At 69.7% G+C, this 14,183-nt stretch carries 10 protein-coding genes and 1 tRNA gene; 10 read left to right on the forward strand and 1 reads right to left on the reverse strand.

The features are described 5' to 3' along the window. Positions 1–419: 419 nt before the first annotated feature. The 8 genes from dnaN (at position 420) to ACZ4AA_RS20705 (ending at position 10,818) form a co-directional block, all read left to right on the forward strand. Positions 420–1,550 (forward strand): DNA polymerase III subunit beta, encoded by a 1,131-nt coding sequence (dnaN, locus tag ACZ4AA_RS20670; protein ID WP_326786746.1) that lies wholly within the window; start codon positions 420–422, stop codon positions 1,548–1,550. A gap of 189 nt (positions 1,551–1,739) precedes the next feature. Next, positions 1,740–2,615 (forward strand): phosphogluconate dehydrogenase (NAD(+)-dependent, decarboxylating), encoded by an 876-nt coding sequence (gnd, locus tag ACZ4AA_RS20675; protein ID WP_467603947.1) that lies wholly within the window; start codon positions 1,740–1,742, stop codon positions 2,613–2,615. Between the two features lie 142 nt (positions 2,616–2,757). Next, positions 2,758–3,882, forward strand: coding sequence for a DNA replication/repair protein RecF (gene recF, locus ACZ4AA_RS20680; protein ID WP_467603950.1), 1,125 nt, complete (start codon positions 2,758–2,760; stop codon positions 3,880–3,882). Then, the gene (locus ACZ4AA_RS20685) at positions 3,879–4,445 is read left to right on the forward strand and encodes a DciA family protein (protein ID WP_467603951.1); all 567 of its coding nucleotides are present in this window, start codon (positions 3,879–3,881) and stop codon (positions 4,443–4,445) included. The genes recF and ACZ4AA_RS20685 overlap by 4 nt, the downstream gene beginning before the upstream one ends. 771 nt (positions 4,446–5,216) lie before the next feature. Next, positions 5,217–7,280, forward strand: a complete 2,064-nt coding sequence (gene gyrB / locus ACZ4AA_RS20690; protein ID WP_467603955.1) for a DNA topoisomerase (ATP-hydrolyzing) subunit B — start codon at positions 5,217–5,219, stop codon at positions 7,278–7,280. 42 nt (positions 7,281–7,322) lie between these two features. Next, the gene (gene gyrA, locus ACZ4AA_RS20695; RefSeq protein ID WP_467603958.1) at positions 7,323–9,914 is read left to right on the forward strand and encodes a DNA gyrase subunit A; all 2,592 of its coding nucleotides are present in this window, start codon (positions 7,323–7,325) and stop codon (positions 9,912–9,914) included. 18 nt (positions 9,915–9,932) lie between these two features. After that, positions 9,933–10,643: a DUF3566 domain-containing protein gene (locus tag ACZ4AA_RS20700; RefSeq protein ID WP_467603961.1), complete on the forward strand. Its 711-nt coding sequence runs from the start codon at positions 9,933–9,935 to the stop codon at positions 10,641–10,643. Between the two features lie 101 nt (positions 10,644–10,744). Next, positions 10,745–10,818: transfer RNA gene (locus ACZ4AA_RS20705), tRNA-Ile, on the forward strand. Positions 10,819–11,501: 683 nt separating this feature from the next. On the opposite strand, the gene ACZ4AA_RS20710 is transcribed toward ACZ4AA_RS20705, so the two are convergent. Beyond that, positions 11,502–11,924, reverse strand: a complete 423-nt coding sequence (locus ACZ4AA_RS20710) for a DUF6344 domain-containing protein (protein WP_467603966.1) — start codon at positions 11,922–11,924, stop codon at positions 11,502–11,504. A gap of 327 nt (positions 11,925–12,251) precedes the next feature. On the opposite strand from ACZ4AA_RS20710, the gene ACZ4AA_RS20715 reads away from it, so the two are divergent. Both ACZ4AA_RS20715 and ACZ4AA_RS20720 read left to right on the forward strand, forming a co-directional pair. Further along, positions 12,252–12,380, forward strand: a complete 129-nt coding sequence (locus ACZ4AA_RS20715) for a DLW-39 family protein (RefSeq protein ID WP_003999697.1) — start codon at positions 12,252–12,254, stop codon at positions 12,378–12,380. A gap of 216 nt (positions 12,381–12,596) precedes the next feature. Then, positions 12,597–14,165, forward strand: coding sequence for a hypothetical protein (locus ACZ4AA_RS20720; protein ID WP_467603969.1), 1,569 nt, complete (start codon positions 12,597–12,599; stop codon positions 14,163–14,165). Positions 14,166–14,183 lie beyond the last annotated feature (18 nt).

Here is a 14,183-nt window from a genome sequence, read left to right on the forward strand (position 1 = left end):
ACCGGGGTAAAGCTGGGGACGACGCTGGGGAGAACTCGCCCCTAGCTGTGGACCGAGTGTGCAGAACTTTTCGTCGTCCACAGATACCCCGGGTTGTCCACCGCCTTCACCCACAGGCTCGGTGGACAAAAAATCGCCTCTGAGCTGCGAAAACGGGGTTATCCACGGTTTCCACAGGCCCTACTACTAAGACCAACTAGAGAGAGCCTGAGAATCGTTTCGAAGTGGGGGCTGTGCACAACTTGCCCTCGGACGCTCGACTCCCGCTCGGCACGACTTGACCCCGAGGGGCAACGACTGTCAGCGCCGTGCGTCAGACTGGTCCCCGGTGTCCTTCCCCTCAGCGGTCGAAGCGACACCGAGTCAGACGACGAAGGCCAGCAGGGCGAGAGCGCCGGCAACAGACGGAGGCGGCAACGGTGAAGATCCGGGTGGAACGCGACGTACTCGCGGAGGCAGTGGCCTGGGCGGCACGCAGCCTCCCGGCCCGTCCGCCGGCTCCTGTCCTTGCCGGCCTCCTTCTGAAGGCCGAGGAGGGCGCACTGAGCCTCTCCAGCTTCGACTACGAGGTCTCGGCCCGGGTCTCCGTGGACGCGGAGATCGACGAGGAGGGCACGGTCCTCGTGTCCGGCCGCCTCCTCGCGGACATCTGCCGCGCGCTCCCCAACCGGCCGGTGGAGATTTCCACAGACGGTGTACGGGCGACCGTGGTCTGCGGTTCCTCGCGGTTCACCCTCCACACCCTGCCTGTGGAGGAGTACCCGGCACTGCCCCAGATGCCGTCGGCGACCGGCACCGTCCCCGGTGAGGTCTTCGCCTCCGCCGCCGCCCAGGTGGCCATCGCCGCCGGGCGCGACGACACGCTTCCCGTGCTCACCGGTGTGCGCATCGAGATCGAGGGCGACAAGGTCACCCTGGCCTCCACCGACCGCTACCGCTTCGCGGTCCGCGAGTTCCTGTGGAAGCCGGAGAACCCCGAGGCGTCCGCGGTCGCCCTGGTGCCCGCCAAGACGCTCCTGGACACCGCCAAGGCCCTCACGGGCGGCGACAGCGTGATCCTGGCGCTGTCCGGCTCCGGCGCGGGCGAGGGCCTGATCGGCTTCGAGGGCGCCGGACGCCGGACGACCACCCGTCTGCTCGAAGGCGACCTCCCGAAGTACCGCTCGCTGTTCCCGACCGAGTTCAACTCGATCGCCGTCATCGAGACCGCCCCCTTCGTGGAGGCCGTCAAGCGTGTGGCCCTGGTCGCCGAGCGCAACACCCCCGTGCGGCTGAGCTTCGAGCAGGGCGTGCTGATCCTGGAGGCCGGCTCCAGCGACGACGCACAGGCTGTGGAGAGGGTCGACGCCCAGCTGGAGGGCGACGACGTCTCGATCGCCTTCAACCCGACCTTCCTGCTCGACGGGCTCAGCGCCATCGACTCGCCGGTCGCCCAGCTCTCCTTCACGACCTCCACGAAGCCGGCGCTGCTCAGCGGCAAGCCCGCCGTGGACGCCGAGGCGGACGAGGCCTACAAGTACCTGATCATGCCGGTGCGCCTGTCCGGCTGACCCCGAAGCCCGCCGGTCCGGGAGACCGGCGGGCGCACCGAGGGCTGGGCATACGTCTGAGCGGATATGCCCACAGATGTGCGTGAGTTCCGCCGGTGCCCGAAAGGCGTGGGTGGTACCCCCCGGTTTAGGCTCGGACCAGGTACGAGAGTGCCCTCACGCCACGTCGCAACCCCTAAGGAACAACTGATGGAGCTCGGTCTCGTCGGCCTCGGCAAGATGGGCGGCAACATGCGCGAGCGGATCCGCCGCGCAGGTCACACCGTCATCGGATACGACCGCAACCCGGACCTCGCCGATGTCCACAGCCTGGAAGAACTTGTGGGCAGGCTCAAGGGTCCGCGCGTGGTGTGGGTGATGGTCCCGGCGGGCGCCGCGACCCAGTCCACCATCGACGAACTGGCCGCCCTGCTGGAGCCGGGCGACGTCGTCGTGGACGGCGGCAACTCGCGCTGGACGGACGACGAGAAGCACGCCGTCGAGCTGGGCATCAAGGGCATCGGCTTCGTCGACTGCGGTGTCTCCGGCGGCGTCTGGGGCCTGGAGAACGGCTACGCGCTCATGTACGGCGGCCACGTCGAGCATGTCGCCGCGGTGCAGCCGATCTTCGACGCGCTCAAGCCCGAGGGCGACTTCGGAGCGGTGCACGCCGGCAAGGTCGGCGCGGGCCACTTCGCGAAGATGGTCCACAACGGCATCGAGTACGCCATGATGCAGGCCTACGCCGAGGGCTGGGAGCTCCTGGAGAAGGCCGACTCCGTCACGGACGTGCGCGAGGTCTTCCGTTCCTGGCAGGAAGGCACGGTCATCCGCTCCTGGCTGCTGGACCTCGCCGTCAACGCGCTGGACGAGGACGAGCACCTGGAGAAGCTCAAGGGCTTCGCGCAGGACTCCGGCGAGGGCCGGTGGACCGTGGAGGCCGCCATCGACCACGCGGTGCCGCTGCCCGCGATCACCGCGTCGCTCTTCGCCCGCTTCGCCTCGCGGCAGGACGACTCGCCGCAGATGAAGATGATCGCCGCGCTGCGCAACCAGTTCGGCGGTCACGCCGTCGAGAAGGCCTGATCGACGCCCCGGGAGCTGCACACCCCGGGGTGACCCGGTTGTCCACAGCCGGGGGAAGAACCTGAGGACCGGGGTCCGCGAGGACCCCGGGAAGAACCCGCAACACCCGAAACACCACGCTGGGGGAGGTCGGCGAACGACCATGCACGTCACGCATCTGTCGCTGGCCGACTACCGCTCGTACGCCCGGGTCGAGGTCCCGCTCGACCCGGGCGTCACCGCGTTCGTGGGGCCCAACGGACAGGGCAAGACGAACCTGGTCGAGGCCGTGGGCTATCTCGCGACCCTCGGCAGCCACCGCGTCTCCTCGGACGCGCCGCTGGTGCGCATGGGCGCCGACCGGGCGATCATCCGGGCCAACGTCCGCCAGGGCGAGCGTCAGCAGCTCATCGAGCTCGAGCTGAACCCCGGGAAGGCGAACCGCGCCCGGATCAACAGGTCCTCCCAGGTCAGGCCCCGTGACGTCCTCGGCATCGTGCGTTCGGTCCTGTTCGCGCCCGAGGACCTCGCCCTGATCAAGGGCGACCCCGGGGAACGCCGCCGCTTCATCGACGAACTGATCACCGCCCGCTCACCGCGCATGGCGGGCGTCCGGTCCGACTACGACCGGGTGCTCAAACAGCGCAACACCCTCCTGAAATCGGCCGCGCTGGCCCGCCGGCACGGCGGCCGCACCATGGACCTGTCCACACTCGACGTGTGGGACCAGCACCTCGCGCGCGTCGGAGCCGAGCTGATGGCCCACCGGCTCGACCTGGTCGCCGCGATCCAGCCGCTGGCCGACAAGGCCTACGAGCAGCTGGCGCCCGGCGGCGGGCCCCTCGCCCTGGAGTACAAGGCGTCCTCGCCCGGTGTCGTGGGCCACGCCCGCGAGGAGCTCCACGCACAGCTGATGGCCGCCATGGAGGAGGCCCGCAAGCCGGAGATCGAACGCGGGGTGACCCTGGTGGGCCCCCATCGGGACGATCTGGTCCTCAAGCTGGGCCAGCTGCCCGCCAAGGGATACGCCTCGCACGGAGAGTCCTGGTCGTACGCGCTCGCGCTGCGCCTCGCCTCGTACGACCTGCTCAGGGCCGAGGGCAACGAGCCGGTGCTGGTCCTCGACGACGTCTTCGCGGAGCTGGACAGCCGCAGACGGGAACGCCTCGCGGAACTCGTCGCCCCCGGCGAGCAGGTCCTCGTGACGGCGGCCGTGGACGACGACGTGCCGGGCGTCCTGACCGGGACGCGGTACGCCGTGTCCGAAGGCACGGTGGAGCGTCTATGACGGAGAACACATCGGGAGCGGGCCCGGAGGGTGCCGCGTCCGGCAGGAAGACCCCGGAGCCGTCCGGTGTCGACCTCGCGCGCGTGGCACTGCGCGCCGCGAAGGAGCAGGCACGCGCGCGCGGGGACGCGGCCCAGCAGAAGAAGCAGGCGCGGCGCGGCGGCGGTCTGCGCTCCGGGTCGGGCGCCGACGGACGCGACCCCATGGCGCTCGGCTCCGCCATCAACCGGCTGCTCACCGAGCGCGGATGGGAGACCCCGGCCGCGGTGGGCGGCGTGATGGGACGGTGGCCGCAGATCGTCGGCGACGACCTGGCCAAGCACTGCGTTCCGCTGCGCTACGACGACGACCCGGACGAGCGGGTGCTGACGGTGCAGTGCGACTCGACCGCCTGGGCGACCCAGCTGCGCCTGCTGGCACCGCAGCTGGTCGCGCGGCTGAACCAGGACCTCGGCCACGGCACGGTGCGCCTCATCAAGGTCCAGGGGCCGACGGGCCCCCCGCGCCGGTACGGGCCGCTGCGCGCACCGGGCAGCACGGGCCCCGGCGACACCTACGGGTGACCGGCTCCGCGGACGGCGCACCCGCGCGGACATCCCGCGGTCGGCGCCGACCGCCCTCGCGTCCCCGGCGTAGGGCCGGCGCCGTGACTTCCCCGGGACGACCGGTGCCGCAGACGTCTCCCCGCGACCGGGTCCGCCCGGAATCGAGGGGCTGATTCAAGCCGTCGTCCACGGCCGGACCGGAGCGCGTCCGGTCCGGGTCCGGGGTGGGTTCCGACGGCTTCCGGCACGCACGGCGGCCGATCGCCGCGCCTCACGGCCCTCGACCGATCCCGCCCGCACGTGACCCCCTGTTCCCCACGCCCCTCGACGTCCGTCGTCCACCAGGTGCGCCGCCCCGTGCCACCCCCTGCCCCGTGCCTCGGTGGACCATCGATATCCGCTGGTCAGAGGCCTGTCGGGGGATATTCGAAGCCGGCCTCGGCCGCCCGTCCGAAGCCCGCTCGACGGGCTTTCGCCGACCGTCTCGGGTGACCGCGAGCGACTGTGGACGGCGCCGCGGTGGACCGGTGGCCGAGGGTTGACACCCGGAAGGGCTGAGTGCCGCTGTAAGCCTCTTTGGGCCCGGGTCCGCATATGGGGAGTCGGGCGAGACCGGTTCAGGGCGGCACATGCGGACTCAGGCACCGGCAAACCCCCATCACTGTCAGCGCTACCGGTAGACTGGAAGCTAATCCCGCCCCACTAGTGGGACGCACCGAGCAACGCTGACCAAGGCTTACCACCGCAACACGCCGCAGCCGCTCCGGCCACCCGCCGGGAGTTCGGCTTGTGCTGTGCCAGAAAGGGCGCTTCGTGGCCGATTCCGGCAACCCCAACGAGAACATCCCGTCCACCGACGCCGGCGCGAACGGCGAGGTCACATCCTCGTACGACGCCAGTGCCATCACCGTCCTCGAGGGTCTGGACGCGGTCCGCAAGCGACCTGGCATGTACATCGGCTCGACCGGTGAGCGTGGACTGCACCACCTCGTGTACGAGGTGGTGGACAACTCGGTCGACGAGGCGCTGGCAGGCCACGCGGACACGATCGAGATCACGATCCTCCCGGACGGCGGCGTGCGCGTCGTCGACAACGGCCGCGGAATCCCGGTGGGCATCGTCGCCTCCGAGGGCAAGCCGGCCCTCGAGGTCGTGCTGACCGTGCTGCACGCGGGCGGCAAGTTCGGCGGCGGCGGCTACGCGGTCTCCGGCGGTCTGCACGGCGTCGGCGTCTCCGTCGTCAACGCCCTGTCCAGCAAGATCTCCGTCGAGGTCAAGACGGACGGCCACCGGTGGACGCAGGACTACAAGCTGGGCGTCCCCACGGCCCCTCTCTCTCAGCACGAGGCCACGGACGAGACCGGCACGTCGGTCACCTTCTGGGCCGACGGGGACATCTTCGAGACCACGGAGTACTCCTTCGAGACGCTCTCGCGGCGCTTCCAGGAGATGGCGTTCCTCAACAAGGGCCTGACGATCAAGCTCACGGACGAGCGCGACTCCGCGAAGGCCACCGCCGGCGCGGACGAGGCGGGCGCCGACGAGAAGGACGAGGTCAAGACCGTCACGTACCACTACGAAGGCGGCATCGTCGACTTCGTGAAGTACCTGAACTCCCGCAAGGGAGAGGCGGTCCACCCCACCGTCATCGACCTGGAGGCCGAGGACAGGGACAAGAGCCTGTCCCTCGAGGTCGCGATGCAGTGGAACAGCGGCTACAGCGAGGGCGTGTACTCCTTCGCCAACATCATCCACACCCACGAGGGCGGTACGCACGAGGAGGGCTTCCGTGCGGCGCTGACCTCGCTCATCAACAAGTACGCGCGCGACAAGAAGCTGCTCCGCGAGAAGGACGACAACCTCACGGGCGACGACATCCGCGAGGGTCTGACCGCGATCATCTCGGTCAAGCTGAGCGAGCCGCAGTTCGAGGGCCAGACCAAGACCAAGCTGGGCAACACGGAGGCCAAGACCTTCGTCCAGAAGGCGGTCTACGAACACCTGAACGACTGGCTGGACCGCAACCCGGTCGAGGCCGCGGACATCATCCGCAAGTCGATCCAGGCGGCCACCGCGCGCGTGGCGGCCCGCAAGGCGCGTGACCTCACCCGCCGCAAGGGCCTCCTGGAGTCGGCTTCCCTGCCGGGCAAGCTCTCCGACTGTCAGTCGAACGACCCCACCAAGTGCGAGATCTTCATCGTCGAGGGTGACTCCGCCGGCGGCTCCGCCAAGTCCGGACGCAACCCGCAGTACCAGGCGATCCTCCCGATCCGGGGAAAGATCCTCAACGTCGAGAAGGCGCGGATCGACAAGATCCTTCAGAACCAGGAGATCCAGGCACTGATCTCCGCCTTCGGCACCGGAGTCCACGAGGACTTCGACATCGCGAAGCTCCGGTATCACAAGATCATTCTGATGGCGGACGCCGACGTCGACGGCCAGCACATCAACACCCTGCTGCTGACCTTCCTGTTCCGCTTCATGCGGCCCCTGGTCGAGGCCGGGCACGTGTTCCTGTCGCGCCCGCCGCTCTACAAGATCAAGTGGGGCCGGGACGACTTCGAGTACGCGTACTCGGACCGTGAGCGCGACGCGCTCATCGAGCTCGGCCGCCAGGCCGGCAAGCGCGTCCGCGAGGACTCGATCCAGCGCTTCAAGGGTCTCGGTGAGATGAACGCCGAGGAACTGCGCATCACGACCATGGACCAGGAGCACCGCGTGCTCGGCCAGGTCACGCTCGACGACGCCGCCCAGGCCGACGACCTGTTCTCGGTCCTCATGGGCGAGGACGTCGAGGCGCGCCGCGCGTTCATCCAGCGCAATGCCAAGGACGTCCGCTTCCTCGACATCTGAGTCGGTCTCAGCTGACCGCGTCAGAAAGGATCTTCACCAGCAATGACCGACGAGAACACTCCGAGCACTCCTGAAGAGGGCGATTCCGTCCTGCGGATCGAGCCCGTCGGGCTCGAGACCGAGATGCAGCGCTCGTACCTCGACTACGCGATGTCCGTCATCGTCTCGCGCGCCCTGCCCGACGTGCGGGACGGCCTCAAGCCCGTGCACCGCCGCGTCCTGTACGCGATGTACGACGGCGGCTACCGGCCCGAGAAGGGCTTCTACAAGTGCGCCCGCGTCGTCGGCGACGTCATGGGCACCTACCACCCGCACGGCGACTCCTCGATCTACGACGCGCTGGTCCGCCTCGCGCAGCCGTGGTCGATGCGCATGCCGCTGGTGGACTCCAACGGCAACTTCGGATCTCCCGGCAACGACCCGGCCGCCGCCATGCGGTACACCGAGTGCAAGCTGAAGCCGCTGTCCATGGAGATGGTCCGTGACATCGACGAGGAGACCGTCGACTTCACGGACAACTACGACGGCCGTAACCAGGAGCCGACGGTCCTGCCGGCCCGGTTCCCGAACCTGCTGATCAACGGCTCCGCCGGTATCGCCGTGGGTATGGCCACCAACATCCCGCCGCACAACCTGCGCGAGGTCGCGGCCGGCGCCCAGTGGTACCTGGAGAACCCGGAGGCCTCGCACGAGGAGCTCCTGGACGCCCTCATCGAGCGCATCAAGGGCCCGGACTTCCCGAGCGGCGCGCTCGTGGTGGGCCGCAAGGGCATCGAGGAGGCGTACCGCACGGGCCGTGGCTCCATCACGATGCGCGCGGTCGTCGACGTCGAGGAGATCCAGAACCGCCAGTGCCTGGTGGTCACCGAACTCCCCTACCAGACCAACCCCGACAACCTCGCCCAGAAGATCGCCGACCTGGTCAAGGACGGCAAGGTCGGCGGCATCGCGGACGTGCGGGACGAGACCAGCTCCCGTACCGGCCAGCGGCTCGTGATCGTCCTGAAGAGGGACGCCGTCGCCAAGGTCGTCCTGAACAACCTGTACAAGCACACCGACCTCCAGACGAACTTCGGCGCGAACATGCTGGCGCTCGTCGACGGCGTGCCGCGCACCCTCTCCCTGGACGCGTTCATCCGCCACTGGGTGACGCACCAGATCGAGGTCATCGTCCGGCGGACGAAGTTCCGGCTGCGCAAGGCCGAGGAGCGCGCGCACATCCTGCGCGGCCTCCTGAAGGCCCTGGACGCCATCGACGAGGTCATCGCGCTCATCCGGCGCAGTGACACCGTGGAGATCGCGCGCGAGGGCCTCATGGGCCTCCTGGAGATCGACGAGATCCAGGCGAACGCGATCCTCGAGATGCAGCTGCGCCGGCTGGCCGCCCTGGAGCGTCAGAAGATCATCCAGGAGCACGACGAGCTCCAGGCCAAGATCCGCGAGTACAACGAGATCCTCGCCTCGCCGGTGCGCCAGCGCGGCATCATCAGCGAGGAGCTCGCCGCGATCGTCGAGAAGTTCGGCGACGACCGCCGTTCCAAGCTGGTGCCGTTCGACGGTGACATGTCCATCGAGGACCTGATCGCCGAAGAGGACATCGTCGTCACCATCACGCGCGGCGGCTACATCAAGCGCACCAAGACCGAGGACTACCGCTCGCAGAAGCGGGGCGGCAAGGGTGTGCGCGGCACGAAGCTGAAGCAGGACGACATCGTCGACCACTTCTTCGTGTCGACGACGCACCACTGGCTGCTGTTCTTCACGAACAAGGGCCGGGTCTACCGCGCGAAGGCCTACGAGCTCCCCGACGCCGGCCGTGACGCGCGTGGCCAGCACGTCGCCAACCTGCTGGCCTTCCAGCCGGACGAGGCGATCGCCGAGATCCTCGCGATCCGCGACTACGAGGCGGCGCCCTACCTGGTGCTCGCCACCAAGGGCGGACTGGTCAAGAAGACACCGCTCAAGGATTACGATTCGCCCCGTTCCGGGGGTGTCATCGCGATCAATCTGCGCGAGACGGAGGACGGATCCGACGACGAACTGATCGGAGCCGAACTTGTCTCCGCAGAGGATGATCTGCTTCTGATCAGCAAGAAGGCGCAGTCGATCAGGTTCACCGCGACGGATGACGCGTTGCGACCGATGGGCCGTGCGACCTCGGGCGTCAAGGGCATGAGCTTCCGCGAGAGCGACGAACTCCTCTCGATGAATGTTGTTCGACCCGGTACGTTCGTGTTCACTGCCACAGACGGCGGGTACGCGAAGCGGACCGCCGTCGACGAGTACCGCGTCCAGGGTCGCGGTGGCCTCGGTATCAAGGCCGCCAAGATCGTCGAGGACCGTGGTTCTCTCGTCGGCGCGCTGGTGGTCGAGGAGACCGACGAGATCCTCGCCATCACGCTGTCCGGCGGTGTGATTCGTACGCGAGTCAACGAGGTCAGGGAGACGGGCCGTGACACCATGGGCGTCCAACTGATCAACCTGGGCAAGCGCGATGCCGTGGTCGGCATCGCTCGAAACGCCGAGGCCGGCCGTGAGGCGGAGGAGGTCGACGGCGACGATGCCGTGGACGAGACCGCCGAGGGCGTCGAGGCCGTCGGTACGGAAGAGGGCGAGCCGTCCTCGGCCGAGTAGCGCGAGGAGCGAATCGTCGTGAGTGGAGCCACGGGCGCCGGATCGACCGGTACGGAAACGGACGGCGGCCGTGGCACCGCCATGGACGGGAAAGACTCCCATGACTCTCATGGATCCCAGGGGGGAACTGTGACGGACACCCGGGGCCAGCAGGCCCAGCAGCACGCGGGCGGGCCGGCGGCGGCTCCGGTCGCTCCGGGCGGCCCGCAGGCGGCACCCACGGCGGCGCCGTCGCCGCTGCCGGGCGAGCGGCCTGGGCAGCAGCCTTCGCAGCCGTATCACCCGCCGCAGGCGTACCCGGCGCAGCCGCCCGCGGGCGGCGTCCGCCGTCCGCGCACCGGTGCGCGGACGACCCCGCGGGTGCGCAAGGCGCGGCTGCGGGTGGCCAAGGCCGACCCGTGGTCGGTGATGAAGGTCAGCTTCCTGCTCTCCATCGCGCTCGGCATCTGCACGATCGTGGCGGCCGCGGTGCTGTGGATGGTCATGGACGCGATGGGCGTCTTCTCGACGGTCGGCGGCACGATCTCCGAGGCGACCGGGTCGAACGAGTCCAACGGCTTCGACCTCCAGTCGTTCCTCTCGCTCCCGCACGTCCTGATGTTCACGTCCGTCATCGCGGTCATCGACGTGGTCCTCGCGACCGCTCTGGCGACCCTCGGCGCGTTCATCTACAACCTCTCCGCCGGCTTCGTCGGCGGTGTGGAACTGACCCTCGCCGAGGATGAGTGAGGGCGCGTCCAAACGCCCTCCGAGTATCGATTTTGGGACTGGCCGCGTCGTGCGCTAATCTTCAGAGGTCAGCGCGCGGGACACACACCGCAAAGCGCGGCGGGGCTATAGCTCAGTTGGTTAGAGCGCATCCCTGATAAGGATGAGGCCACAGGTTCAAATCCTGTTAGCCCCACGAGTTCGAAGGCCCCCGACCATCACGGTCGGGGGCCTTCGGCGTTCCTGGCCGGGGGCGTGCCGCACGGTCAGGGGCGCGTGAACGGCTCCGCGCCGGTGGTCATGTCTGAGGCCCGGCGACTCTTCCGAGTCGCCGGGCCTCTGCCCTGGGTGCTTTGTACGCAAGTTCGCCGCTACTTCAGGGAGTCTGTGAGGGGTTGCGGGCCACGCGTCACGGAACGCGCGACGGGCATGGGGGCCAAGGAGGGGCTGAGGGCCGCGGGTTCAGGACGGTCCGGGCCGTGGACTCACGGGGGGAGTCGGGGCCGCGGTTCAAGAGGGGGTCGAGGACTCCGGGTGCGAGGGCCGCCGGGGCCGTGGCGCCGTGGGGGGCAGTGCCGGGGACGCTGGGTCCCGTGCTGTCCGTCCGTCGCCCGTACCGGCATCTCGTACGTGCTTCCCGCCTGCCGCGGCGTCCGCCGCGGTGCGTGTCCTCGCGTCCGTTCCTCGCGTCCGTCGGACGACTTCCGGGATCGGCCCTAGGTCCGGTCTCGACGGCGGCCCGTGTCCGGGTCCGAGGTCGGTCCGGTGCCGGTGCCGGTGCCGCGTCCGGCCGGTGCCTGTCCTGGTGCTGAGGATCGGTGTCTGTCCTGGTGCAGGAGGATCGGCGCCTGTCGTGGCGCCCGGAGGAGCGGTGCCCGCTCAGCGCTGGAGCTGTGCCACGGGTGTGAGGGCCCCCAGGGGCTCTGTGCCGGGCGCCACGAGGGTCTCGGGCACGGAACAGGCGTCGGGTTCCGCGAGGCCTTCCGGGCTGCCGGGTACGGCGGCGTCCGCCGTACCGTCTTCAGCCGGCGCGCGGTGGCGGCAGCTGGGCGAGGAGCCGTGCGCCTCGGCGCGGATGCGTTGCTTCATCGTGGGGGGCAGGGCCCTGTTGTAGGACCAGGTCCAGGAGGCCGGGGCCGGCACGATCGCCGAGGCGGCCACCGAGGACTCGGTGTTGCGGGCCGGGCCGGCCTGCGGTACCGCGGCGGCCGCGGTGGTGGTGACGAGTCCGAGCGTCGTGCACAGCGCCAGGAAGGCGGTGACGATCGCGCTCCACAGCTTCATGACCTTGTTCTGGGTCACGGCCCCTCACTTTCGGGTCGGGCGATTTGCGTACTTTCCTCATGATGTGTATGCGGGCCGGAAAGTGGTGGACCTGCATCCGTGGCGCGTTGATGTTCAGATGAACACCACCCGGATGGTCGCAAGTGATCAGGGAAGTCCGTATATGCATGGAAAAGTCACAGCCTGTGTCGTGTGATCACCGTGAGATCGGAGCGGCGGGATCCCGGGCTACCGCTGGGCGCGGGGCCGTAGTTGAGGGCCCATCCAGGTCACCGATCGATATCGGTCGGTGTGTATAGTCGGGCGCCAGAAGTCCCCTACGTCAACGAAGGACGAGGTCGCGCGGTGAAGAAGCTTCTCCTGGTCGCACTGGCCGCCATCGGCGGGCTCCTCGTGTACCGCCAGATCCAGGCGGATCGCGCCGAGCAGGATCTGTGGACGGAGGCGACCGACTCCGTGCCCACGGGTTCGTGAGGATCGACAACAGTCTCGGAGCAGACCCCGGCCGCCTCGCGGTCGGGGTTTTGTGTTTCCCGGACCCTGTCGATTCACGAAAGCAAGCGAATCCGTTGCACAGGCAAAAATGATCGGAGTCCGGCCGCTTCCTTTCGGACGCTCCCTCCGATTGCCCGGGTGCCGCGGTGGCCGACGAGGCAGGATGGGCCGCCAGGGCGACGACGGGGGTGGCGCGTGACGGGGCGGCGCAGCGGTGGCCGGTGGGCGGGACCGTGGCACGGCCGGATGATCGCGGCCGCGGCCGCCGCGGCGGCGCTGTGCGTGACCCTCGTCCCCGCGAGCCCGGCCGCCGCCCTTCCAGGAGCCGGCGGCAGCCCGCGGACCGTCGCCACCGCCGTGGGGACGGCGGCCATCGCCGCGAGGACGGCGGCCGACGGTAAGCCCGGGCCGTACGCCTTCGCCGCGGACGACGTCGGCGTCGCGGGTGCCGCCGACACGACCGACGCCCTACTCCTCCGGCCGGGCCGGACGTACAAGAGCTCCGTCGGAGTGGCGGGAAGGGACGGCAGGCGGTATTACCGGCTGGAGCTCGACGCGGTCTCCGACGCCTACGTCTCCGCCACCGCCGTCCCCCGGTCCGGTGCGACGGTCTCCTACGCGGACGGCCTCAAGGTCTCCCTCCAGGACGCCAACGGCCGCAACTGCTCCTTCACCGGCACCGTCCACTTCGGCGCCACCCAGAGTCCGCACCCCATCACCTCCTGGGCGGCCCGCGAGACGAGCGGCGAGCAGTACGCCTGCCAGGCGGCGGGAACGTACTACGCGGTCGTCGAACGCACCGGGGCGGGCGGGACGACCACCGGGACGAGGGATACGTCCGGTGCGGAGCCTTCCGCGTCCTGGCCCTGGGACCTGGAACTCGGCTATGTGTCGGAGCCCGCGCTCAAGAAGGCGTCCGGCCCGACGAGCGCGCCGGAGGTCTGGAACTCGGCGTCGCCCGAGGCGCTCGTGGGAGAGGCGAGGCAGCGCGGCGGCGGCGCGGGATTCAGCGATGCGGCCCGGCTCGGACAGGGAGTCTGGAAGGACGGCATCAGCCCGGGGCAGACCCGTTTCTACAAGGTGCCGGTCGACTGGGGACAGCAGGTCTACGCGACCGCGGACCTGGGCAGTGCGAGCGGCGGGCAGGGCTCGGTCGGCACCGCCCTCGTCATGTCCCTCTACAACCCGGTACGAGGCTTCGTCGACGACGTCGGCTCGGGGTACGACGGCCGACAGCGCTCCGCCGCGCTCGGCCCGCTGCCTCCCGTCGCCTACGAGAACCGGTACGCGCTCAACGACCGGGTGAGCGGGATGCGGTTCGCCGGTTCCTACTACCTCGTGGTCCATCTCGCCGAGCAGGTCGCCGACCGGTTCGGCCAGGGACCGTTCGGGCTGACCCTGCGGGCGGGGGTGACCGGAGCGGCGCGGACGGGACCCGCCTACGCGGGGACGCCGGCACCCCGTGACGTGTTCGCCGTTCCGGCGGGCGGCTCCGACGACGTCGCCGGTGACCGGGCGCCCGACGCCTCGGGGGGCACCGGGAACGGCGGGGGCGACACCGGCCGCGGCTGGGTCATGAAGCTGGTCGCCGCGGGTGGTATCGGCGCAGGGACCCTGCTGACGCTGACACTCGCCACCTGGACCGTGATCGCGCGGCGCCGCGCGGCGCGGACGGCCAGGTCCCGACCGGAGGACGCGGACACGGCCTCGGCCTCGCTGCCGCTGGCGGCTCCCTGGGAGCACGACGTGACACGGGGCCGGTAGCACCCGGCTCCGTCCCCT

The organism is Streptomyces sp. NPDC024698, from assembly GCF_055559015.1.